This window comes from Myxococcus xanthus (genome assembly GCF_013116825.1).
Taxonomy (GTDB): Bacteria; Myxococcota; Myxococcia; order Myxococcales; family Myxococcaceae; genus Myxococcus; species Myxococcus xanthus_B.
In genome coordinates, this window is sequence record NZ_JABFNS010000143.1 from 1 (window position 1) to 23994 (window position 23994).

Below are 23994 nucleotides of genomic sequence, written 5' to 3' on the forward strand. Positions count from 1 at the left end.
GTCCGGACCTGTGGGGGGGGGAGTGGCGCCTGGGACCGTTGGTGTTGCACCCGTTGGCGCTGATGTACGTGGCCAGCGGAAGTGCGATGATCAGCAAGACATTGCGCATTCCGAAGATTTGATACCGGACACCCCCTCACCCCCGGGCGCGGGGTTCCCCGCGCATGGCCGGTTGCTCACCCTGAAGTGGGTGCCTAGCTTCGCCACCGTTCCTTCCGCCGTTCCCCATGTGGGGAGCGCGGCGGCCAAGGTTGACGGTAGTGGGGAAGGGGTGGGCCATGACAGGGCGCTTGGGCTGGGTCGCCCTCGCGGTGGTGGGGTTGCTGGTCGGTTGTGCGGACCGCGAGCGCTCGGCGCTGGCGGACGGACGGCTGACGGCGACGCCGGGTGGCGTCGACTTCGAGCGGGTGGCCATCTTCGATGCGCGCGAAGCGGAGATTTCGCTGCGCAACGTGGGCCGCGCGCCCGTCGACGTGAACGAGGTCTGGGTGGAGGGCCCCGAGGGGGCCTACCGCGCCGAGTTCACCCATGAGGGGCCGCACCGCTTGCAGCCCGGGAGCGCGTGCTCGCTGCGCGTGCGTTTCGCGCCGCCCGCCGAAGGTTCCCAGCCGGGGGGGCTGGTGGTGCGCTCGGATACGCGCATCGAGCCCCTGCTCCGCATCCCCCTGACGGGCGCCGGCGTGGCCGCCTGGGCCCGCGTGTCGCCGCGTCGGCTGGACTTCGGCCGCATTGAAGCGGACGCCACGAAGACGCTGCCGCTGAGCCTGGAGAACCCCACGGAGTTATCCGTGGAGGTGACGCCGCGGCTGGTGGGCGCGGACCGCGACGAATTCAGCGTGGCGCCGGTGACGCTGGCGCCCGGTGAGCGCCGCGACCTCATGGTGACGTTCCACCCGGCGCGGGTGGGCCGCAAGCAGGTGGCGCTGGCGGTGTCGCCCTGCCGCGGCTGCGCGGACGTGACGGTGCAGGTGGCCGCCGAGGCGCTGGAGCGCGCGGTGGTGGCTGAACCGGAGGTCCTGGACTTCGGCGCGGTGCCCGTGGACCGGGACGCGGTGCGCGAGTCGAGCATCCGCAACATCAGCACCGAGCCGGTGACGGTGACGCAGTTGACGCTGGAGGGCCGTGACGCGTCCTTCACCCAGAACAACGCTGGCTTCCCCTTCGTGCTCCAGCCGGGCGAGGTGCGGACCTTCACGTTCCGCTACAGCCCGGACCACCAGGGCGCGGCGCAGGACACCGCGCTGTACCACGTGGAGAGCCGCCGCCATCCGACGACGCCCGTGCAGTTGCGCGGCTACGGCGGCGCGCCGGAGCTGTGTGTGTCCCCGGCGTTCTATGACTTCGGCATGCAGCCGCTCGGCGCGAAGGTGCGCGTCATCATCAACGTGAAGAACTGCGGCGCGTCCAATGAGGGCGGGCTCACCATCAACACGCTGGACTGGCTGCCGCAGCAGGGGGGGGCGCCTCAGTTCAACCACACGCCGCTGGCGCTGCCAGTGACGCTGCCGCCCGGCGGCGAGGTGAACCTGGAGGTCTTCTACGAGCCCACCGAGCTGCGCGCGGCGGAAGGCTCGCTGGTGATGACGACCAACGCCTTCTCCGCGGCCACGGTACAGATGGACTTCCGCGGCAAGCCGGAGGCGCACGCGCCCTGCGAGCTCACGCTCACGCCGCAGGCCCTGGACTTCGGCACCATTCCGCCCGGCCAGGGCGCGGTGCTGGGACTCAAGCTGGAGAACCGCGGCACCGATTTGTGCCCGGTGAAGAACCTCCGCCTGCGGGATGACGGCGGCGGCGTCTTCACGCTGCCGGGCGGCGACATCTACGGCGGCATCATGTACCCCGGCGACTGGTTCAGCTTCCAGGTGGCCTTCATGGCGCCCGTGGCGGGCGGCCACTTCACCGGCACCGTGCAGATTGAGCAGATGCAGCCGGCCAACCCGGTGCTGCTGGTGCCGCTGGTGGCCAACACGCAGGCGGTGTGCCTGGTGGCCTCGCGCCGCTACATGGATTGGGGCGTGGCCCGGCCGGACTGCCCCGCCGAGCCCATGGAGGTGAACTTCCTCAACGCCTGCGCCGCGCCGGTGACGGTGAATGACGTGTGGATTGGGCCGGGCACCACGGATTCGGAGTTCGGGTTTTCGGCGGTGCCGGCCTCCATCCCCTTCGTGCTGCCGCCCAACGAGGCCTTCACGGTGGGCGTGGAGTACTTCGGCCTGGTGTCGGGCATGAACCTGTCACCGCTGTACGTGGGCTCCAGCGACTTGCCGGCGCCGCTGATGGTTCCGCTGGTGGGCGAGTCGTCGATGCGGGTGGAGAAGACGGACAACTTCATCCAGCAGGACGTCAGCAAGGTGGACGTGCTGCTGGTGGTGGACAACACCGCCTCCATGGCGGTGGAGCATCCGCGGCTGGTGGAGGCCATACCGACCTTCGTCCAGACGGCGCTGGACCGGGGCGTCAGCCTCAACGTGGCGGTGACGACGACGGGCATCCATCCGGTGACGCCGACGGACCCGGCCAACGCGTGCCCGGGCGGCGCGGAGGGGGGCGAGGCGGGCCGCTTCTTCCCGGTGGACCATTCGCTGCCGCGCATCCTCACGAGCGCGACGCCGAACCTGGCCCAGCAGCTCCAGCGGAGCGTGCAGGTGGGCCGGTGCGCGGAGGTGGAGCAGGGCTTCGAGGCGATGCGCCGCGCGCTGTCCCGGCCGCTGGTGAACGCCGCGGACGACCCCCGCACGCCGCTGCCCAACGACGGCAACGTGGGCTTCCTGCGCGAGGAGGCCGCGCTGGTGGTGCTGTTCGTCAGCGACGAGGACGACCACTCGCCCGACGCGGTGGACACCTACGTGGACTGGGCCCAGCAGCTCAAGGGGCAGAACCAGCCGCAGCGCGCGACCTTCTACGCCATCGCTCCACCGGCTGAAGGCTGCGCGACGGCGGGCGGCGCCGGTACTCGCTACGCGCAGGCCACCTCCCGCACTGGAGGCGAGGTGGTGAGCGTCTGCGCGGAAGACTACCGGCCGCTGCTGCAGGCGGTGGGGGACAAGGCCTTCTCCGCGCAGGAGCGCTTCCCGCTGAGCGACCTGCCGGAGCCCGGCACCGTGACGGTGACCGTGAATGGCGCGCCGTCCACGTCCGGCTGGACCTACGACGCGGCCACCAACAGCGTGGTGTTCGACGTCGTGCCGCCGGCGGGCACCCGCATCTCCATCAACTACCGCCGTTCGTGCGACGCGATGTAACGCACCCGGAGGGCCGGACATCCGGCTCTCGACAGGGGTGTCAGTCCCCGGTGCTACAGGTCTGCTTCCGCCTGTGCGGATGACCAGAAAATTGGAGGTCACCTCGCGGTGTGTACCCTGAGGTCGTACCTGCAGCTGCCGAGGAGGCACCCGGTGAACTCCCAGGATATTGAAGGAACGATGACGAGCGCGGCCCGCCCCTCTGGACGGGCTCCTGGACTGCGCGTCATCAAGGGAGAAGGGCGGCGGAGGGAGGAGCCGCTCGCCTCCCGGGACGCCGTGGCCCGGGTGCTGATGGAGGCCGGGGCGGACCTGCTGCTGCGGCGAATCAGCCCGGCGCGGGCGGGGGAGATTGAGCGGAAGGTGGACCGGGTCCTGGACCTGTTCGACCGGGTGGACGTGGCGCCGGTGCTGATGCCGGTGCTGAAGCGGCACCTGGACGAACTGGAGGCCCTGATGCGTGAGACTCGCGAGGTGCGGGCCGCCCGGAGGTAGCTACAAAGGCCGTTTCCGGAGCAGTTGGGGGTTTGACCCTCCTTCCCGGTGCGCTTACGCTCGGGGCCATCCCGCGCCCGGAACTCGGGGCCACTCCAAGGGTGGTTGTCCAGGGGCCGGTCAGGTCGCCGTGTCCATCGAAACCTATGGCAGGTATCAGCTCCTGAGTCGTCTCGCTACGGGCGGGATGGCGCAGATCTATCTTGCGCGGCCTCAGGGCGCGGAGCCTGACAAGCGGGTGGTGGTCAAGCGGATCCTTCCGCACCTCGCGGAGAACGACGACTTCGTCAAGATGTTCCTGGACGAGGCGCGCATCGCCGCCCGGCTGAACCACCCCAACGTGGTGCAGATTTTCGACCTGGGCGCCCAGGACGACTCCTTCTTCATCGCCATGGAGTACATCCACGGCGACGACCTGCGCCGGCTGTGGCGGCAGTCGGAGCTGATGGGCCAGCCGCTGCCGGTGCCGCTGGTGTGCCGCATCCTCATCGAGGCTTGCGCCGGCCTGGACTACGCGCACAAGCGCACGGACCCGACGACGGGCCGTCCGCTGGGCATCGTCCACCGTGACGTGTCCCCCCAGAACATCCTGGTGACGTTCGAGGGTGGGGTGAAGGTGGTGGACTTCGGTATCGCCAAGGCGGCGGACCAGGCCACGGTGACCCGCTCCGGCGTGCTGAAGGGGAAGTACTCGTACATGTCCCCGGAGCAGGCAGCGGGCATGCGGGTGGACTGCCGCGCGGACATCTTCGCGCTGGGCATCGTCCTGTATGAGCTGCTCACCAGCACGCGCCTGTTCAAGCGCCCCAACGACATCCAGACGCTGACGGCGGTGTCGGAGTGCCGGGTGTTGCCGCCCTCGCACGTGACGTCGCGCGTGCCGGCGGATCTGGATGCCATCGTCCTCAAGGCGCTCGCGAAGGAGCTGCCGGACCGGTACCAGGAAGCGGCGCACCTCCAGCACGCGCTGGAGGAGTGGCTGAGCGCGCATCAGGCGCCCGCGACGTCCGCGCACCTGTCCGCCTTCATGAAGGAGGTCTTCGCGGAGCGGCTGGCCGAGGAGGCCCGGGCGGGCGACGTGCTGGGCGAGGACTCGGATTCGGGGGCGTCGAGGCAGGAGGCTCCGCCGCGCCGCACGGGGCTGCGGCCCGCGTTGCCGCCACGTCCACCGTCGATGTCTCCGGAGGATGACGCGACGGCGGCGCTGCGTCCACGACCGGCGTCCCGCACGGGCCGCTTCGAACTGGAGCAGGAGAAGCCCGCGCCGCGGCTGACGGGACAGCGCCGCGCGGTGGAGCCCGAGCGGCCCTCTCGCTCTGGCATGAACGTGACGCCTCCGCTGCCGCCGCCTCATCGCGTGGAGGAGGACGCGCCCACGGTGGATGCGCGTGCGCCCGCGTCGGTGACCCGGACGGACGTGAAGCTGGGTGGGGCCGCTGCTAACGCGCCGACGGAGCCTCGCGGCGCTCCGCGGCCTTTCGGCGGCACGGGCCGCTTCGACCTGGGGGCGCCGGTCCTCCCCGTGGATGACGAGGACGCCCCCACGGTGGATGCCCGCGCTGGCGCGCGCTCGCAGGCACGAGGGGGGTACGTCGTGGAGGAGGACGCGCCCACCATCGCCATGATGGAGACGGGCCGGTCCTCGCGGGTGGTGATTCCGCTGCGGGACGGGGAGTCGCTCGAGGAGGACGCCCCCACGCTGTCGCTGGGCATGTCGCGCGCGGCGAAGCGCCCCGTGGCCGCCGCGGGCAGCAAGGCGTGGCTGTACGTGGGGCTGGTATTGCTGGTCGTCGCGGCGGTGGGCGTGGTGCTCTGGTCGATGCGGTCGGCGGAGCCCATTCCGGTGTCGTTGGACCCGGAGGCCGCGGTGCCCGCGCCCGTGCCCATGCAAGCCGAGGCGCCGGTTCAGGCTCCGACGGAGCTGCGGCCTCCGCACGTGGTGCCCCAGCCTCGCCTGGAGGCCGCGCCCGCGCCGGTGCGGCTGCGCATCGAGACGCAGCCCGCGGACGCGGTGGTGCTGGTGGATGGCCAACGTCACGACGAGCGGCCGGTGACGCTCGAAACGGCGGTGGGCCGGCAGGTCGCCGTGCGGGTGGAGGCCGACCGGCACCAGGCGCAGACACGCACGGTGACGGTGGGTGAGGACGCGGAGCAGGTGGCGCGCTTCACGCTGGAGCCCGAGCCCCGCGCGGTGGCTGCTGCTCCCGTGGCGGCGGTGGTGCGCGAGCGTCCGGCCCGGCCCGAGTCCCGGCAGGAGGGGCGCCTGGCCCGGGTGCGCTTCGTCGTGCACCCGTGGGCGGAGGTGACGTGCGGTGGCAAGCGGCTGGGCGAAACGCCCTTCGAGGCCGTGGAGCTGCGCGTGGGCAGCTATGACTGCCGCTTCGTCAACCCCGACCTCAAGAAGACGCTCAGTCGGCGTATCGAGGTGAAGCCCATCGACCTCAACGTCGTGAGCGTGAAGTTCGAATAGCACATGCCTTGGATGCTCCCGTGACGCTCGAAGCCGGCACTCACATCGGCAAGTACGTCGTCCGCCGCAAGCTCGCCGAGGGCGGCATGGCGGAAATCTACCTGTGCACGGCGCGCGGCGCGGAGGGCTTCGAGAAGGAAGTCGTCATCAAGCGAGTGCGCGCCTTCCTCGCCAGCGACCCGGAGTTCGTGGGGATGTTCATCGCCGAGGCCCGGCTGGCCTCGCGGCTGAACCACGCGAACGTGGTGCAGATATTCGACTTCGACAAGCATGAGGACACGTACTACCTGGCCATGGAGTACGTGCGCGGCTGCTCGTTGTGGGAGCTGCGCAAGCGCGGCAAGGAGCTGATGGAGCCGGTGCCGCCCATGCTGGTGGCGCACATCGGCGCGGAGGTCGCCCGGGGTCTGCACTACGCGCACCGCGTCCGCGTGAATGGCCAGCCGCTGGACCTGGTGCACCGGGATGTCACGCCGCACAACGTGCTGCTGTCCTTCGATGGCGCGGTGAAGCTGACGGACTTTGGCATCGCCAAGGCGGGGAACAAGCTGACGCAGCCGGGCGTGCTGAAGGGCAAGTTCGCGTACATGTCGCCCGAGCAGGCCCGGGGCGAGGCCGTGGACGCACGCACGGACATCTTCGCGCTGGGCGTGGTGCTGTGGGAGATGCTCACCGGCGGCCGCCTGTTCGATGGGGACTCCGAGGTGGCGGTGCTGCGCGCGGTGCAGCAGAGCGCCATTCCGCCTCCGGCCCGGCTGAATCCGGACGTGCCCGCGGACCTGGATGCCGCCGTGGTGCGAGCCCTGGACAGAGACCCCGCGCTCCGCTTCCAGACGGCCGCGGAGTTCGAGCGCGCCCTGGCCCAGTGCGTACTGACACATGCGAGGTCCTTGGACGACACGGACCTGAGCGCCTTCATGCGCCGCTTGTTCCCCACCAGCCTCACCCAGGCGATTCCCACCGTGCAGGAGCGCACACACGTCGTGGAAGGGGGGCCGGCACCTGGGGCAGGGGCGTCGCCCGTGCCTCGCGAGCCCACCGCGGTGATGGTGGCTGCTGGCCGCAGCGGCCTGGCGTTGCCGACGTCTCCGGACGAAGACGTCCATGCGCCGACCTTCGTGTTGCCGCGCAGGGGCGAGGAGGCCGCGCTGGATGCGGCGCCACTGCCGCCCATGGCCACGCCGATGATGCCGCTGCCGGCGGTGGCGTCGTCCCCCGTGCCTCGCGGCGCTTCATTCGAAGGCGCGCCTTCCACTCCGGGCCGGCAGAGCCGTCCGGAGGGCGTGGCCGCGGTGTCGGGGCCGCGCTCCGGTGGGGCCGAGGATGCTCGCGGTGCCGCCTCCAGCGAGGATGCACAGGCCGAGAAGACGCCGAGCCAGGGGGCAGGTATCCCGGCGGTGTCCGGGAGCGCGCGGACCCCGAGTCGTCCGGAAGGGAGCACTGCCGTCGCGTCACCGTCAGGGCCCTCCGGGAGCCTGAGGCTGGCCAGCGCCTGGGATGATGAGGACGACGACGAGGAAGGGACTCCGTCGATTACGGAGCCTGAGGCGCATCCCGGGATGCTGGCGGCCGAGCCTGGAGCTGCCGAAGTAGCTGCTGCGGGTGTCCATGCGTCCGGCCCCGAGGGGCCTGCGGCGAGTGCTCGTGCGTCCGGAGCCGAGGTGGCTGCGGCGGGTGTCCGTGTGTCCGGATCCGGGGTTCTCGGGACGAGTGTCCGTGGCTCCGGAGCCGAGGTGCCTGCGGCGGGTGCCCATGCGTCCGGCCCCGAGGCTCTCGAGGCGGGTGCTCGTGCGTCCGGCCCCGTGGCCTCGGTGGCCGTACCGGCGGCGCGCCGTCCGTGGGCACTGGGACTGGCCGTGGCGTTGGGGCTCGCCGTCGTCGGAGGCGGCGTTGCTGTGATGCGGGGGACGGAAGCGGCTCCTCCGGTGGTGCCGGCAGCGCCCATGGTGGCCGCACCTGTTGTTGATGAACCCGTCGCTCCTGCGCAGCCCGCGCCTTCAGCGGTCCCTGGGAACTCCGAGGGCGGGGAGGCGGCGCCCGCCGAAACCGCCGACACTGAATCCGAGGTGGACGGGCTGATGCGCGAGGAGGTGCTCGCCGCTGCCGCCACCAACACAGCCTCCGACCCCGTGCCGGGTGCGGCCGGCACTCAGCAGGAGCCGGAGCGCGTGCGCGCGGCGCCGGCCAGCGGAACGCTCCAGGTCCAGGCCGCGCCCTATGCCACCGTGTTCATCAACGGCAAGCGCATGGGCGAAGTAACGGGGCGGGCGTCGTACCGGTTGCCCGTCGGCAACCACAAGCTCGTCTTCCAGCACCCGTCCGGCGAGCGCCGCTACGACGTCGCCGTCACCGCGGGTGGCACCGTCAGCCGCGAGTTCCGCGCCCCCAGGGGCCGCTGAACCAGGCCGGCTCCCGGCACGGCGGCCTTGCCGGCAGCCGTGCCGCAGCCTGAGCCCAGGTCCGAAGTCACCCGCCGTGCCCGTGCTCGCTTTCGCTTGAGCACCCCCAACGTCCACTCCTGAACGCTGCTGCCTCGCACCCGGCGGGGCCGCCTTCGGGCTGTCACGCCTACCTCGTCCCACCTGCCGCTCCGCCTGTTCAAAGGCGCGCGATTCGTCCGCCGCCGCTTGCCTGCCTGGTGGTCTGCCTTGACACCCAACCGCCCGTTCTGGCACTCAGTGGCCCCCACTCAGTGGATTATATTCAATGGAATCCATGGACCTGCTGGCTCCTGAGGAGATTGCTCGGATCGAGCGCGAGAACGCGGGCGGTCTGCCCGCGAGCGCCATCCTGGAAATCTTCCGGCCGCGGGGCGTGCGCCTGTCGGAGGCGACGTTCCGGAAGTACGTGCAGGCGGGCTTGCTACCCAGGAGCCGCCGGGTGGGCCGGAAGGGGAAGCATCAGGGGAGCGTTGGGCTCTACCCGGTGGAGGCGGTGCGCCGCATCAATGTCATCAAGAAGATGATGGCGGAGGGGCACACCCTGGAGGACATCAAGCGGTCCTATGTCTTCCACAGTAACTACATCGACCAGTTGGAACGGGACCTTGCAGGCCTCCTGAACGGGTTCCAGGAGGAGCTGGGGGACCGCGCCTTTGGGGGGGAGCATCGGCGTACGCTTGAGGCACAGCTAGCAACCTTGCGGCAAAGAGCGCAGGATCTGGTCCGGGATGTCGCCCGGCTCGGTAGCGCCGTGACCGCACGCGCAGACGAAACCATCCGTTCGCAATAGAATACCCGGGAACCGGGTAGACTGGCCTCACGTGGAGGGGACATGTCGGAAGTGAAGCAGCTACAGGAGGAGGGGGGGGACCAGGAATCGGACCAGGCGCAGGAGCGCCGCCGTTCCAAGACCATGTCGCGCAAGGAGATGGCGCGCGACCTGCGGAGGCGCCGCCTCACAGGTCAGGTGGACCCCGAAGAGGCCGACCTGCTGAAGCAGATGGACGACACGCGGCCGCGTACGCGCGCGGACTGCATCAACGGTCCCCGGCCGTGCAACTTCGTCTCCTGCAAGCACAATCTCTACCTGGACGTGAATCCGGAGACGGGGTCCATCAAGCTCAACTTTCCGGACAAGGAGATCTGGGAGCTGGAGCATACCTGCGCCCTGGATGTGGCGGAGAAGGGCGGCATCACGCTCGAGGAGGTGGGAGAGATCATGAACCTCACCCGTGAGCGCATCCGCCAGGTGGAGACGCGCGGGCTGATGAAGCTGCGCGAAGCCACCGAAGCCGAGCCGCCGGTTTCGGCTCGCAAGCCCTGATGTCCGCGGGTGGTTTCCACCCGCCAACGGAGGGCCGACGTGTTGCGTTGACACCCCAGGGGGTGGTTGCTACTACCGCCGCTTCCCGCACACCGAGGCCCACACGTGCTGGCTCTCCTGAGCGTTTCTGATAAGCGAGGTCTGGTTCCCTTCGCCCAGGGGCTCGTCCGCCTGGGCTTCCGGCTGTTGTCCACCGGAGGCACGCTGGAGGCGCTCAAGGGCGCGGGGGTGCCCGTCAAGAAGGTGTCCGAGCACACGCAGAGCCCCGAGATTCTGGGTGGCCGCGTGAAGACGCTCCACCCCCGCATCCACGGCGGCATCCTGGGACGGCTGGAGCTGGAGGCCGACCGGGAGGAGATGAAGGCGCACGGCATCGAGCCCATCTCCCTGGTCGCGGTGAACCTGTATCCATTCCGGCAGACGGTGGCCTCGGGCGCCGCGGAGCCGGAGGTCATCGAGCAGATTGATATCGGCGGGCCCGCGATGGTGCGCGCCTCCGCGAAGAACTTCCGGCACGTCTCGGTGGTGGTGGACCCGGACGACTATCCGGCGGTGTTGGCGGAGCTGGAGCAGCAGAAGGCGGTGAGTGAGGACACGCGGCGCCGGCTGATGCGCAAGGCCTTCGCGCACACGGCGGCCTACGATGCCTCCATCTCCGCGTGGCTATCCGCGCAGGCGGGCGAGCCGTTCCCGGGGGAGCTGTCGCTGGCGTTCCAGAAGTCGCAGGACCTGCGCTACGGGGAGAACCCGCATCAGCGCGGCGCCTTCTACCGGGAACACGCCGCGCCCCAGGAGCCGACGGTCGCCTTCGCCAAGGTGCTGCAGGGCAAGGAGCTGTCGTACAACAACATCCTGGACCTGGACGCGGCGCTGGGCCTGCTGCTGGAGTTCCCGGAGGCCCCCGCGGCCGTCATCATCAAGCACAACACGCCGTGCGGCGTGGCGGTGGATGCCGCCCTGGTGAAGGCCTACCGGACGGCCCGCGCGGTGGACGAGGTCTCCGCCTTCGGGGGCATCGTCGCGCTCAACCGCGAGGTGGACGCGGCCACGGCCCAGGCCATGGCGGAGACGTTCCTGGAGGCGGTCATCGCGCCGTCGTACTCGCCGGAGGCGCTGCAGGTGCTGGCGGCGAAGAAGAACCTGCGGCTCCTGGAGGCGGGCCCCGCGCTGGCCAGTCCCCAGGCCCGGCCGCGTGCCCAGTTGGACGCGCGCAGTGTGTCCGGTGGCATGCTGCTGATGGACCGGGACTCGGTGGAGCCGCCGCTGTCGTGGAAGGTGGTCTCCAAGCGGGCTCCCACGCCGGAGGAGGAGCGGGCCATGCGCTTTGCCTGGAAGGTGTGCAAGCACGTCAAGAGCAACGCCATCGTCTTCGCCTCCGGTGACCAGCTCCTGGCGCAGGGCGGGGGGCAGACGAACCGGGTGGACTCGGTCCGCATCGCGATGCAGCGCGGCGGAGCGGCCCTCAGGGGGAGCGCGGTCGCCTCGGACGCCTTCTTCCCGTTCCGGGATGGGCTGGACGAGGCCGCCCGGGCGGGGGCCACCTGTGTCGTACAACCCGGCGGTTCGGTCCGTGACGCGGAGTTGATTGCCGCCGCGGATGAACATGGGATGGCCATGGTACTGACGGGAGTGCGACACTTCCGGCACTGAGCCATGCGCATCGTCTGTCAGAAATGTGCGGCCGCCTACGCGATTGATGACAAGCTCATCACCGCCAAAGGCGTTCGCGCGCAGTGTCCTCGCTGCCGGAACCTGCAGTTGGTCCGGCGCGATCCCTCGGCCGTGCCCGCAGGTGGCGCGCCGGCTCCGACGTCACAGCCCGCGGCGCCCGTCACGCTGACGCCTGTCTCCGGCGCCGCGCCCGCGGCGAATCCCACAGACGACCTCTTCGGCGACTTCGGTGCGCCGCCGCCCGCCGCGCCTGGCGCTGCTCCGGCTCCCAAGCCCGCCCGGGGAGAGGGCCGCTCGGGCTCGGACCTGTTTGGCGACTTCGGGGCGATGCCCTCGCCTGCTCCCGCGTCCGCGCCGTCCGTGGACCCCTTCGCGAGCGTGGGGACGCCGGCTTCGGGAGGCGGTGGGGCCGGTGCGGAGGACCCGCTGCTTGACTTCCTGGGACCGCCGCCCTCCGCGCCGCAGGGGCTGGGGGCCCAGCCTTCGCGTCCGGCGAAGCCCGCCGCCGCGAAGCCCGCGACCTCCGGCTGTCGCGTCTGCCAGAAGCCGCTGACGGATTCCTTCGACCAGGCGCTCGGCATCTGTGATGACTGCCGCCAGCCTGGTTCCGCCCAGGCGCCGGCCGCCGCGAGCCGCCCGGCCGCTCCGGTGGGGAGCTCGGACTTCCTGCCGCCCATGGCGGACCTGGGTGGGGGCTCCACATCGGTGGCGCAAGCCTCGGAGCCAGCGCCCGGTGCCGAGTCCCGGAGTGGCGCGCGCGTGCCCATCAGCACCGACATCATTCCGGACATGGGGCCGGAGCCTCGTGGTGGCCTCCGGGCCTCCTCGCCGCAGCTGGGAGCGGAGCCTCGCAGCGGCTCGCGCTCCGCGCCGGTGCTCGTCACGGATGGGCGCTCCCGTGGGGGCAAGGGCGGACTGGTGGCGGGCCTCGTGGGGCTCGTCGTCGTGGGCGGAGGTGTGGGCGGTTACTTCCTGTACCAGCAGCAGCAGGAGGCGTCGCGCCGTCAGGCGGGTCCTCCGCCCGTGGCCGCCATCCCGGACGCGGTGCAGGCGGTGCTGCCTCGCTGGAAGTTGAAGTACCTGGAGATTCCGGGCACCAGCGGGGAGCGGCTCGCGCAAGGGCAGCAACAGCTCGCCCGTGACGAGCGCTTCGCGTACGCGGAGGCGGAGGAGTCCTTCCAGCAGGCGCTGGTGCTCGACCCGACCAGCGACGCCGCCATCGCGGGCTATGTCCAGGCGCTGGCCCTGGGGCGTGGCGCGCGCATGGACGACGCGACGTTCCAGGAGGCCCGGGCGTTGCTGGCGGCGGCGGAGTCGCGGTCCGGCCGCACGGCGCCGTTGCTGCTGGCGCACGCGAACCTCCTGCTGGCTCGCTCCGGTCAGCCCGAGCAGGCGCGCCCGCTCGCGGAGGAGCTGCTGGCCCGCGCGGAGCTCCCCGACGCGCAGAAGGCCGAAGCGCACCTGGTGCTGGGCCGCACGTGGCTGTCGTCCTCCCGCGAGCTGGCTCGCAGCCACTTCGACTCCGCGCAGAAGCTGTCGCCGGACATCAAGCGGCTGCACTACTACCGCGCGCTCGCGCATGCGTCGGGCGGTGAGTACTCCGCCGCGCTGGACACGCTGCGCAAGCGGCTGGAGACGAACCCGAAGGACTGGGAGAGCCTGGCGCTCACCGCCCGCATCTACCAGGAGGTGGGGGAGCCCGCGGAGGCGCGCAAGTTGTATGAGGCCCGGGTGAAGGCGGAGCCCGGCGAGCTGCGCGCGCTGTTGCCGCTGGCGATGCTGCGCTACCAGGCGGAAGGCAACGCCGCGGGCGCGGTGCGGGACTTGCGCGCGCTGATGAAGAACCGGGCGCGCTACGACGAGCCCGAGGTGGCCGAGGTGCTGGTGCACCTGGCGGCCGCGGAGCGCACCGCGGGCAGTCAGGACGCGGCGGTGAAGTCGGCGGAAGAGGCCCTGCAGCTCGTGAAGGGCCTGCCGGAGGCGCACCTCCAGCTCTTCCTGGTGGCCCTGGGCCGCCGCGACGCGGAGATGGCACGGACCCAGCTGCCGGGCTTCCGCGGGCAGTTGGAGGACGGCGCGCTGGAGAAGGTGCTCGAAGGCAGGCTGCTCCTCCTGGAGAAGAAGCCGCTGGAGGCGCTGGAGGCATTCCAGGAAGCGGTGAAGCTGGATGCGCGGCGGCTGGACGCACAGCTGCTGGCGGGCGTCGCCGCGGCGAGCGCGAAGCGACGGGACGATGCCTTCCGCGCGCTGCACCAGGCGCTGCAGTCGGACCCGCTCCGGCTGGAGCCGCGGCCCGCGACGTCCGCCTACTGGCTGCGCCCGCGCGAGACGGTGGAGGGCGTGGACGGGGCCATCCTCGCGCTGTCCGAGGGACCGGAGGACCCCTCCCCACTGTTGTACGAGGGCCTGCTGCGCTTCCACCAGCACCAGTTCGACGCGGCCGAGCGTCACCTGCGCAGTGTGTTGGAGGTGGACGCGAACAACGCGGGGGCCCTGGCCTACCGCTCGCTCATCGCGTTGCAGCGAGGCGCTACCGCGGACGCCCGGCGCCTGGGTGAACGCGCCGCGGCGGCGGGGCGGCAGATGCCGGTGTCGCATCTGGCGCACGGCCTGGCGTTGGCGGAGGCCCGGCAGGTGGAGCCGGCCAAGCGCGCGCTGCGGGACGCGCTGGCCCTGGCGCCCACGCTGCTATCGGCGCAGGCGCGACTGGCGCAATTGGAGTCGGCCCGGGGCAAGGACGTGGCGCGAGACACCCTGGTGAAGGTGGTGGGGTTGGATCCGGCATACCTCCCCGCGAAGCGGATGCTCTACCTGTTGGAACGGTGAGGTGGATGTGAAGGTCCTGCTGCTCGGTTCCGGTGGCCGTGAGCACGCGCTCGCGTGGAAGCTGTCGCAAAGCCCCTTGTTGACCCAGCTCTTGTGCGGTCCGGGCAACCCGGGCACGGCGAAGCTGGGCACCAATGTGGCCCTGCGCGCGGATGTTCCGGAGGAAGTCGCCGCGTTCGCGAAGCGCGAGGCGGTGGACCTGGTGGTGGTGGGTCCAGAGGCGCCGCTGGTCGCGGGGGTCGCTGACGCGCTGGCCGACGCGGGCATCGCCTGCTTCGGGCCCGTGGCGGCGGGCGCGCGCATCGAGGGGTCCAAGGCCTTCGCGAAGGAGATCATGGCCGAGGCCGGCGTGCCCACCGCGGCCTTCCAGACCTTCACCGACATGGCGGCGGCGGAAGCCTACGCGGTGGCGCAGGGCCGCATCGTCGTCAAGGCGGATGGCCTGGCGGCGGGCAAGGGCGTCATCGTCGCCCACGACGTGGAGGCCGCGCGCGCGGCGGTGCGTGCCGTGGGGGCCATGGGCGTGGCGGGCCAGACGATGGTCCTGGAGGAGCTGCTGGAGGGTGAAGAGGTGTCCGCGATGGCGCTGTGTGATGGCGAGCGCTACGCCATGCTTCCCTTGTCCCAGGACCACAAGCGCGTGGGCGAAGGCGACACCGGGCCGAACACTGGCGGCATGGGCGCGTACAGCCCGGCGCCTTTCCTGTCCGCCGCGCAGCTCGCCGAGGTGGGCGAGCGCGTGGTCGCCCCGACGCTGGCCGTGTTGCGCCGGCGCGGAATTCCCTTCCGGGGCGTGTTGTATGCGGGGCTGATGCTCACGCGCAGCGGCCCGAAGGTGCTGGAGTTCAACGCGCGCTTCGGTGACCCGGAGACGCAGGTGTTGATGATGCAGCTGGGGGAGGACCTGCTGCCGTTGCTGGACGCGTGTGCCCGAGGCGCGCTCGTGCCGCGGACGCTGGTGTCCGCGCCCGGTGCCTCGGTGGGCGTGGTGCTGGCGGCGCGGGGCTATCCGGACGCGCCGGAGAAGGGCCAGCGGATTGAAGGGCTGGAGGCGGTGCCACCCGACGCCACGGTGTTCCTGGCGGGCACGGAGGCGCGCGATGGCGGCGTCGTGACGGCCGGAGGCCGGGTGCTGACGGTGTGCGCGCGGGGCGAGGACCTGGCGCAGGCGCGTGAGCGGGCCTACGCGGCGGTGAAGGCCGTGCGCTTCGAGGGCATGCACTTCCGCCGGGACATCGGCGCGCGAGGGATGAAGGCCGCCCCGTGAACCGCCTTTCGCGCTACCTGCTCGGGGAGCTGCTGGTCCCGCTCGGCGTGTGGGTGGCGTTCATGTTCCTGCTGCTCTTCGTCATGCAGTTCCTGCGGGGCACCGACGTGCTGCTGGGCTCGTCGGTGACGCTGGTGGACATGGCGCGGCTGCTGGCGTACCTGGCGCCGCACTTCCTGATGATGGCGCTGCCCATCGCCTTCCTGCTGGCCATCCTCCTGGGGCTGGGGCGGTTGGGCGAGGACCGGGAGCTGGTCGCGCTCCAGGCGCTGGGCATCGGGCCGGTGCGCCTGCTGGCCGCGCCGATGGGCATCGCGGTGGCGCTCAGCGCGCTGATGCTGGTCATCACCTCCACGGCGCAGCCCTGGGGCCTGGCGGGCTTGAAGGTGTTGGTGAGCGAGGTCATCCGGAAGAACGCCGTGGGCGACGTGAAGTCCGGCGTCTTCTACGAGGACCTCAGCAACTTGACGCTGTACGCGGAGCAGGTGTCCTCGGACGGGAAGTGGACCAACGTGCTCCTGCATGACGACCGGGAGGCGAATTCGCCGCTGCTGGTGCTGGCGCAGCGGGGGCAGGTGGGCACGTCCACCAGCGGTGAGGTGCTGCGCTTCGCGCTGGAGGCGGGGGAGGTGCACCGCTCCGCGGGCCGCGAGACGGAGGAGTACAGCATCATCCGGTTCGACCAGGCCGAAATCAGCGTGGGCGTCGGCGCTTCCATGGGCAAGCGCAGCCGCTTCTCCTTCTCCCGCGAGGAGCTGACGCCCGGCGAACTGATGGAGGCCGCGCGCGAGGCGGAAGCGCAGGGCGAGGATGCGCGCATGTACCGGATGGCGCTGCACAGCCGGTTGGGGAGCGCGCTGGCGCCCATTGCCTTCGCGCTGCTGGGCACGCCCCTGGCCATGGGCCGGCGCCAGTCGGGCCGGGCGTGGGGCTACCTGCTGACGCTGGGGGGCTACGTCCTCTATTACCTGCTGGGCCGCGTCTTCGAGCAGATGGGGCAGAAGGGCCAGATGCCCGTGGGCCTGGCGGGGCAGATGGCCAATCTGGTGTTCGTCGCGGTGGGGCTGGTGGCCCTGTACCGGGTGAGCCGCTCGGGGACGGTCAAGTGAGGGGGACGCTCTTCATCTACGTGCTGCGCACGTACCTGCGCTTCGCCCTGGGCATCCTCGGGGGGCTGGTGCTGGTGTTCGTGGTGGTGGACTTCGTGGACCGCGCGAAGCTGTACACGGGCCCGGGCTGGGTGTGGGACGCCGCGGAGCTCTACTTCTACAAGGCGATGATGTCGGTGCAGCAACTGGGGCCGGCGGCGCTGCTGCTGGCCGCGGGCACGGCGGTGTCCGCGCTGCGCAAGCAGGGCGAGGTGACGGCCATCCGGGCGCTGACCTTTGGCCCATCCGCGCTGTACCTGCCCATCCTCGTGGCGTCGTTCGTGGCCTGCGTGGGCCTGGTCGCTTTTGACGAGCGGGTGGCGACGTACTCCGGCCGGCGCGTGGACGAAATCACCACCCAGCGCTTCAACAAGTGGGGCGACTGGCGCTTCTACTACACGCCGAAGCAGTGGTTCCGGCGTGGGGACAACATCTTCTTCCTCCGGGGCGGCAGCGCGCAGGAGGGCTTCCATGACGTGTCCGTCTTCACGGTGACGGAGTCCTTTGACCTCCAGCGGCGCCTGGACGCGTCCGGCATGTTCCCGGTGGAGGGCATGCGCTGGCGCCTGACGGACGTGGTGGAGCGCACCTTCGACGGCGAGGGGAAGACGTCCGTACGGCAGCTCCCGGAAGCGGAGTACGACCTGGGCGTGGCCGTCACCGCGTTCCGCATCCGGCCGGGGCGTCCGGAGCAGATGCGGGCGTCCGAGCTGCGCGAGCAGATTGCCGCGCGCCGCGATGTGGGCCTGGCGACGAAGCAGTTCGAGCTGGCCCTGCACAACCGCTTCGCCTACCCGATGGCGGCGTTCCCCGCGGCGCTGCTGGGGGTGGGGCTGGCCTTGCGCGCCAACCGGCGAGGGCACCTCACGGCGGCCATCATCGAGGGACTGCTGACGGCGGTGACGATGTGGGGCTTGATGATGGTGTGCCGGACCCTGGTGCTCACGGAGCGGTTGCCTCCTGTCGTCGCCGCGTGGGCGCCCACCGTGCTGCTGGGCTTCATCGCGGGCGCGGTGTGGTTGCAGCGTGAAGGCCGGTTGCACCTGCCGCGGCGTTCGCTGCTGGTGAGATAGCGTGTCCGCGCTCATGGGAACCGCGTCCGAGCTTCCGCTGGACCTGCGCTGGCGCCGCGCCATCAACGCCGTGCTCGTGTTGTGGACCGTGGGGCTGGTGCTGGCGGAGGTCGTCCTCCAGGTGGCGACGGGCGCGGCGGTGCTGCTGGCGTTGATTCTGCTGGTGCGAGGGCGGCTCCGCCTGGCGCCGGACGTGCGCGCCTATGTCGGGGCCAGTGGGGTGCTGTGCCTGTGGCAGGCGGTGTCGCCCGCGGTGGCGCTGCTGACGGGCGCGGCGGAGTCGTGGCCGCGCGGCGCGCGGTACGGCCAGGTGCTGGACTCGGTGGCGGGCGCCGCGGCCGCGTGCATTGGCGCCGTGGGTGTGCCGTGGCTGCTGCTGGCGGGCGTCCTCGCGGGAGGGTGGCTGCTGGCCGCGCTGCTGGGCGTGTTCCAGAACCGGGTGCGCTGGTCCATGGAGCTGCCCTCCTTCCTCAAGCTCAACCTGGGGCGACTGCACGAGAACTTCGGCACCGAGGAGTCTCCGCGTTACGCGGCGGGCGGCTTCTTCTCCCACCGGCTTCGCTTCGCGCACGGTGCCATCGCGGCGCTCGGGCCCGCGCTGTCGGTGCTGGGCAGCGCGGAGCAGGCGCGGCGGCGCATCCTGGCGGGCGCGGTGGTGATGGGGATGCTCATCTCCATCTACAACGCCTTCGCGCGCGCGGCGCTGGGCGCGGCGTTGCTCGTGAGCGTGGTGGCGTTGCTGCTGCTGGTCCAGGGCTCCGCGCGGAAGATGGGGTTGGCGCTCCTGTTCGCGCTGGTGGCAGTCGTCTCCATGAGCCCGGCCTGGCGCACGCGACTGGAGAAGGCGCTGGGCAACATCTACGGCGGAGAGCGCGAGCACGCCATGACCGTGGGCTGGAGCCTGGTGCGTGAATACCCGCTGACGGGTGTGGGCTTCGGCAACCACAAGCCGGCGGCCCTGGCCACGCAGGACGAGACGGGCATCACCGACCTGCTGGCCACCGATTCGCACAATCTCTGGCTGACGGTGTGGGCGGAGACGGGCCTGGTGGGGCTGTTGCTGATGCTGACGATGCACGCCCTGCTGGGGCGCGCCCTCATCCGGCGCTACCGCGAGGGCTCCATCGCGGCCACGGGAGCGCTGCTGTCCTGGGTGGGCTTCCACATCCTCGCGCTGGTGCACTACCTGCCGTTCCACTCCAGCGTGTACCTGTCCTTCTCGCTCATCTGGGGACTGGGGCTGTGCGAGGGCAGTGAACGCCTGCGCGGCCGGGAGGCCCGTCAGGGGCTCCTGGAGATGGACGGCGCGTCCAGGCCCACTCCCTAGCGGCGGGGCGTCCCGCGCGAGCCTCCGGGCGCCGGGGCCTCCAGCACGCGGCGATAGACGGCCAGGGTGCGCCGGGCACAGTCGTCCCACGTGAAGCGCGCCACGCGCTCCCGGCCCAGCTCCATCAGCTCCCGGCGCAGCGCGTCGTCGCGAAGCACGCGCAGCGTCGCTTCACGCCACGCCGCCGCGTCGTCCGGGGAGAGCCTCAACGCCGCGTTGCCCACGACCTCGGGCAGGGCCGTCGTATCCGACGCGAGCACCGGGCAACCCGCGCCCATGGCCTCCAGGGCCGGCAGCCCGAAGCCTTCGTAGCGCGAGGGCAACAGCAACGCCGCCGCCGCGCCGTAGAACAGCGGCATCTGGTCCTCGGGCAGCTCCTCCAAATCGACCACGTTCTCGTGAAGCCCCAGCTCGTGCGCCACCGCGCCCTTGCCCGCCAGCAGCACGATGGGCACGGGCAACTCCCCGGCGAAATCCTTCAGCAGCGCCAGGTTTTTGAAGCGCTTGGCGTTGCCCACCGCCGCCACGTAGCGCGCTGGCAGCTCGTACCGTTCGCGGAACGCGGTGGCCTCGGCCTGCGTCGGCGGCTGGAAGCGGGTATCCACGCCGTTGTGAATCACCTGGAGCCGGTAGGGCGACAGCTTGAGGTGCTTCGCGAGCTCGTCGCGCGAGAACTCGGACACCGTCACCAGCGCGGTGGCCCGCTTCGCGCGAGGGCCCACCACCACGCGGTAGTAGATGGACTGGGCCGGCGTGTACTGGTCCGCCAGCGCCAGGTGATTGGCGTCGTGGAGCGTGGCCACCAGCCGCCCGTTCCAGAAGAGGGGCAGCGAGAAGGACGTGGCGTGGAACGCATCCGGCGCCAGCTTCACCAGGTCCGCCGCCAGCGCCGGCTGCTCAAGGGGTGAAAGAAACCCGGCCAGCGCGCGGTGCAGCGGCATGCGCGGCGTCAGCTCCCCCAGGTCGGGCGCGAGCCCTTCGGGGGGCACCAACGCGGAGAAGTGCAGGTCGGGCGCGAGCACGGGCATCCGCCGCGCCAGCTCCAGGGCGTAACGGGCAATCCCATGCAGCCGGCCGCGCACCATGCGCAGGTCGAGGAGGACGTGGGCCACGGCCTCCGCGTACCACACGCGCGGCCTCCATGGGGGGCGGGCAGGCACGCGGGGCCCCATCGACGCTTGCCGCGCCGCTCGCGCCCAGTGCTAGAAGCCGTGCCGTGAAGGTTGCCCTGGTCCACGATTGGCTCGTCACCCACCGAGGTGGTGAGCGCGTCCTTGATGCCCTCTGCGAAGTCCTGCCAGACGCGGACATCTACACGCTCATCCACAAGCCGGGCTCCCAGTCGCCGGCCATCGAGTCCCGCCGCATCTTCACGTCCTTCCTTCAGCACATCCCCGGCATCCACGCGCGCTACCGGCACTTCCTGCCGCTGATGCCGATGGCCATCGAGTCCCTCCAACTGCAGGGGGAGTACGACCTGGTCCTCTCCTCCAGCCACTGCGTGGCCAAGGGCCTGCGCACGCCGCGGGGCACGCCGCACCTGAGCTATGTGCACGCGCCTATGCGGTACATGTGGGACTTGTTCGACGACTATTTCGGACCCGGACGCACGGGACTCCCGGTGCGGGCGGCGGCCCATGCCGTCCGCCCCTGGCTGCGCCGGTGGGACCGCCGGACGGCGGCGGGGGTCGACCGCTTCATCGCCAACAGTCGACACATCGCCACCAAGGTGCAGCGCTTCTGGGGCCGGGAGGCGTCGGTCATCCACCCGCCCGTCTCCCTGGAGCGCTTCGCCCAGGTCCCCCTGGAGGGGGGCGGCCAGGGGGGCTACTTCCTCTGGCTGGGGGCCTTCGCGCCGTACAAGCGATTGGACGTGGCGTTGGAGGCGTTCCGAAGCCTGGACGCACAGCTCTGGGTGGTGGGCGCAGGCCAGGAGGCCGCGCGCCTGGGCGCCGGAAGCCTGCCTGAAAATATCCGCTTTCTTGGCAACGTCATGGATGCGTCGCTCCCGGCGCTGTACCGAGACGCTCGCGCGCTCATCTTCACGCCCGAGGAGGACTTCGGCATCACTCCGCTGGAATCCCAGGCGGCGGGCCGGCCTGTCATCGCCTATGGGAAGGGCGGCGCGCTCGAGACGGTGACGGCGCGGACGGGAATGTTCTTCTCAGAACAGACGCCGGAGTCGCTCGCCGCCGCCGTGCGCCGGTTCGACGAATGGGAAGTCGGCTTTCGGCCTGAAGCCGCTCGAGCGCAGGCCGAGCGCTTCGGTCGCGCCCAGTTCCAAAGTGCCATTCTTCGAGAGATCCACTCGGTGCTGGGGGAGGTGTTGCCAGATTCCCCAGGTCCCGCAGCGGGACTGTGACTCCGCTGTCGCTCCTGTCTTGGTCTTTTGTGGGCAACAGGTGGACACCGCCCCTGGCTGGGGGGGCGGGGCCGCCGCAACCCATTGTTTTCACAAATTTTTCCGTGCTAGCAAGCGCGGCTATCAAACGGTGATGGGCAAGACGCGCGTCCAGATGAAGAGGGCGCGAGTCTTGCACCGGGGTGGCCACCCGTTGATTACGCCACAGGAGTACTTCGGTGTTCAGTCGTCTCCAGCGTTTCTACACGTCGATCAAAGTCGTCGCCGACATGGTGATGCTCGCGCTGGCATTCGTCCTCGCGTACGCCACACGCTTCTCCGGCATCGTGCCCGTCACGGAGGGGATTCCTCCCTGGACGGACTCGTTCTTCTCGCTGCTGATGGTGCTCGTCATCTTCCCGGTGACGTTCCACCAGTCACGCCTGTACGGCACCAATCGTTCCCGGACGAATACGGGTGAGGTGTTCGAGGTATTCAAGTCCACCATCACCGCGGCGCTCATCCTGGTGGCGGTGACGTACTTCGTGCGCGAGCGCTACTCGCGCCTCACGCTGGTCATCTTCATCGTCTATGCGTTCGCGCTGGTGACATGCAGCCGGCTGGTGACTCGCTATCTGGTGAGTGAAATCCGGCGCCGGGGCCACAACCTGAAGTCCATCCTCGTCATCGGCGCGGGGGACCTGGGGCAGCGGGTCATCGAGACGGTGGAGCACCACCGCGAGCTGGGCTTCCGGGTGATGGGCGTGCTGACGCTGCACCCGGAGAAGGTGGGCCGGTACGTGAATGACGTGCGCGTCATCGGGCTCGTGGACCAGGTGAACGAGGTGCTGGATTCGCACCCGGTGGACCAGGTCATCCTCGCGCTGCCGCTGGAGGGCCACGCCCACGTCAAGGCGCTGATGGACAAGCTGGCGCTGCGCACCGTGGACGTGCGCGTGGTGCCGGACCTGTACCAGTACATCACCCTCTATGGTGGCCTGGAGGAGTTCGGCGGGTTGCCCATCATCCGTCTCCAGGGCGACCCGATGGAGGGCTGGAGCCGGGTGGCCAAGAGGGCCTTCGACATCCTCTTCTCGTTGCTGGCGATCATCATCACCGCGCCGCTCATGGCCGCCACCGCGCTGGCGGTGCGGCTCACCAGCCGTGGGCCCATGCTCTACCGTCAGGAGCGCATGGGCATGGATGGGCGCACCTTCCCCATCCTCAAGTTCCGCACCATGTGCATCGACGCCGAGCACGGCGGCGCGATGATGACCTGCCCGGACGACCCGCGGCGCACGGTGATTGGCACGTTCCTGCGGAAGTACTCCCTGGATGAGCTCCCTCAGTTTTTCAACGTCCTGCGCGGTGACATGAGCCTGGTGGGGCCGCGCCCGGAGCGCCCCGTCTTCATCGAGGAGTTCAAGCGGCAGATTCCGCGCTACCACCTGCGGCACAAGGTGAAGGCGGGCATCACCGGCTGGGCGCAAATCAACGGCCTGCGCGGCCAGACGTGCATCGAGAAGCGCATCGAGTACGACCTGTACTACATCGAGAACTGGTCGCTGCTGATGGACCTGAAGATTCTCGTGCGCACGGCGCTGGGCGGCTTCCTGTCGAAGAACGCCTACTGACGCCGCGAGCCCGGGCGGTGGCGCTCGCCACGGCCCGGGCCCGGGTGTTCAACGCCGCTGGGTGGGGACTACTGGATGCTCCACACCACGGTGCCGGTGCAGCTCCCACTGGAGTAGCAGCCCGCGCGAATCTGCAGGGTGGTGGCCGTGGGGGAGGTGTATGTCAGGCTGGAGCCACGGCCGCCGCACGCGTCGTCGTTGACCGCCGCCTGCGTGGCGCCGTTGAAGAGGCGCAGGTAGGTATCGCCCGTGAAGGTCGCGCCCGTCACGCCGCAGGTGGCCACGGTGATGCTCTTGCCCGCGGCGATGGCGACGTCGCTGTTGGTGGTGTTCTGCTGCGCGCTGTTGGTGTTGCTGGCGCTGAAGTTGAAGCTCCCGCTGGTGGCGCCGCCGGAGCCGCCGGAGATTTCCCACACGACGCGGCCGGTGCAGCTCCCGGTGGAGTAGCAGCCGGCGCGGACCTCGTGGTTGCCGGCGGTGGTGGCCGTGAAGGTGATGCTGGAGCCACGGCCACCGCAGGCGTCGTCGTTGGTGGCCACCTCGGTGCCGGCGGGGTTGCGCAGGCGCAGCCACGTGTCTCCGGTGAACTGCGTCCCCGTGAGGCCACACGTCGCGACGGTGAGCGTCTGGCCTGCGGTCAGCGCGATGACGTGGTTGGTGGTGTTCTGCTGCGCGCTGTTGGTGTTGCTGGCGCTGTAGTCGAACGAGTTCTCCGGCGGCGGGGGGGGCGGC

Annotated in this window: 16 protein-coding genes and 1 pseudogene; 15 read left to right on the plus strand and 2 right to left on the minus strand. The window is 70.6% G+C overall.

Annotated features, from left to right (window positions below; genetic code table 11):
- From HNV26_RS39405 to waaL, 13 genes and pseudogenes are all read left to right on the plus strand, one after another.
- Positions 1-122, plus strand: a pseudogene (locus HNV26_RS39405) (CDP-diacylglycerol--serine O-phosphatidyltransferase); the annotation flags it as partial.
- A gap of 156 nt (positions 123-278) precedes the next feature.
- On the plus strand, positions 279-3245 hold the full coding sequence (locus HNV26_RS30980; protein ID WP_171443372.1) for a choice-of-anchor D domain-containing protein: 2967 nt from the start codon (positions 279-281) through the stop codon (positions 3243-3245).
- Positions 3246-3353: 108 nt separating this feature from the next.
- Positions 3354-3740 (plus strand): hypothetical protein, encoded by a 387-nt coding sequence (locus tag HNV26_RS30985; RefSeq protein WP_171443373.1) that lies wholly within the window; start codon positions 3354-3356, stop codon positions 3738-3740.
- Between the two features lie 187 nt (positions 3741-3927).
- Positions 3928-6210 carry a serine/threonine protein kinase gene (locus tag HNV26_RS30990; protein ID WP_253817226.1) on the plus strand — a complete coding sequence of 761 codons (2283 nt, stop codon included), beginning with the start codon at positions 3928-3930 and terminating at the stop codon, positions 6208-6210.
- A gap of 20 nt (positions 6211-6230) precedes the next feature.
- Positions 6231-8609 carry a serine/threonine-protein kinase gene (locus HNV26_RS30995; protein ID WP_171443375.1) on the plus strand — a complete coding sequence of 793 codons (2379 nt, stop codon included), beginning with the start codon at positions 6231-6233 and terminating at the stop codon, positions 8607-8609.
- A gap of 307 nt (positions 8610-8916) precedes the next feature.
- Complete coding sequence (locus HNV26_RS31000; protein ID WP_090492740.1) at positions 8917-9441, plus strand: MerR family transcriptional regulator; 525 nt, start codon at positions 8917-8919, stop codon at positions 9439-9441.
- Between the two features lie 42 nt (positions 9442-9483).
- On the plus strand, positions 9484-9975 hold the full coding sequence (locus HNV26_RS31005; RefSeq protein ID WP_002635080.1) for a sigma factor-like helix-turn-helix DNA-binding protein: 492 nt from the start codon (positions 9484-9486) through the stop codon (positions 9973-9975).
- Positions 9976-10080: 105 nt separating this feature from the next.
- Positions 10081-11625: a bifunctional phosphoribosylaminoimidazolecarboxamide formyltransferase/IMP cyclohydrolase gene (gene purH, locus HNV26_RS31010; protein ID WP_090492741.1), complete on the plus strand. Its 1545-nt coding sequence runs from the start codon at positions 10081-10083 to the stop codon at positions 11623-11625.
- A gap of 3 nt (positions 11626-11628) precedes the next feature.
- Positions 11629-14472: a tetratricopeptide repeat protein gene (locus tag HNV26_RS31015; protein WP_171443376.1), complete on the plus strand. Its 2844-nt coding sequence runs from the start codon at positions 11629-11631 to the stop codon at positions 14470-14472.
- 1 nt (position 14473) lies between these two features.
- Positions 14474-15739: a phosphoribosylamine--glycine ligase gene (gene purD / locus HNV26_RS31020; RefSeq protein WP_171443377.1), complete on the plus strand. Its 1266-nt coding sequence runs from the start codon at positions 14474-14476 to the stop codon at positions 15737-15739.
- On the plus strand, positions 15736-16848 hold the full coding sequence (locus HNV26_RS31025; RefSeq protein WP_171443378.1) for an LptF/LptG family permease: 1113 nt from the start codon (positions 15736-15738) through the stop codon (positions 16846-16848). The genes purD and HNV26_RS31025 overlap by 4 nt, the downstream gene beginning before the upstream one ends.
- Positions 16845-17960 (plus strand): LptF/LptG family permease, encoded by a 1116-nt coding sequence (locus HNV26_RS31030; protein WP_171443379.1) that lies wholly within the window; start codon positions 16845-16847, stop codon positions 17958-17960. The genes HNV26_RS31025 and HNV26_RS31030 overlap by 4 nt, the downstream gene beginning before the upstream one ends.
- A gap of 1 nt (position 17961) precedes the next feature.
- Positions 17962-19287, plus strand: coding sequence for an O-antigen ligase WaaL (gene waaL / locus HNV26_RS31035; RefSeq protein WP_171443380.1), 1326 nt, complete (start codon positions 17962-17964; stop codon positions 19285-19287).
- On the opposite strand, the gene HNV26_RS31040 is transcribed toward waaL, so the two are convergent.
- Positions 19284-20417, minus strand: coding sequence for a glycosyltransferase family 4 protein (locus HNV26_RS31040; RefSeq protein ID WP_366817063.1), 1134 nt, complete (start codon positions 20415-20417; stop codon positions 19284-19286). The two genes, waaL and HNV26_RS31040, sit on opposite strands and share 4 nt — an antisense overlap.
- A gap of 86 nt (positions 20418-20503) precedes the next feature.
- On the opposite strand from HNV26_RS31040, the gene HNV26_RS31045 reads away from it, so the two are divergent.
- Both HNV26_RS31045 and wbaP read left to right on the plus strand, forming a co-directional pair.
- Positions 20504-21649 carry a glycosyltransferase gene (locus tag HNV26_RS31045; protein WP_171443382.1) on the plus strand — a complete coding sequence of 382 codons (1146 nt, stop codon included), beginning with the start codon at positions 20504-20506 and terminating at the stop codon, positions 21647-21649.
- Between the two features lie 218 nt (positions 21650-21867).
- Complete coding sequence (wbaP, locus tag HNV26_RS31050) at positions 21868-23262, plus strand: undecaprenyl-phosphate galactose phosphotransferase WbaP (RefSeq protein WP_171443383.1); 1395 nt, start codon at positions 21868-21870, stop codon at positions 23260-23262.
- 68 nt (positions 23263-23330) lie between these two features.
- On the opposite strand, the gene HNV26_RS31055 is transcribed toward wbaP, so the two are convergent.
- The coding region (locus HNV26_RS31055; protein WP_171452928.1) for a PPC domain-containing protein at positions 23331-23994 on the minus strand (664 nt) is incomplete at its 5' end.

What these genes read in the sequence shown, in the direction of transcription:
- HNV26_RS30980 (WP_171443372.1), top strand. Translation starts at nt 279, where the DNA reads ATGACAGGGCGCTTGGGCTGGGTCGCCCTCGCGGTGGTGGGGTTGCTG.
- HNV26_RS30990 (WP_253817226.1), top strand. Translation starts at nt 3,928, where the DNA reads ATGGCGCAGATCTATCTTGCGCGGCCTCAGGGCGCGGAGCCTGACAAG.
- HNV26_RS31000 (WP_090492740.1), top strand. Translation starts at nt 8,917, where the DNA reads ATGGAATCCATGGACCTGCTGGCTCCTGAGGAGATTGCTCGGATCGAG.
- HNV26_RS31005 (WP_002635080.1), top strand. Translation starts at nt 9,484, where the DNA reads ATGTCGGAAGTGAAGCAGCTACAGGAGGAGGGGGGGGACCAGGAATCG.
- HNV26_RS31015 (WP_171443376.1), top strand. Translation starts at nt 11,629, where the DNA reads ATGCGCATCGTCTGTCAGAAATGTGCGGCCGCCTACGCGATTGATGAC.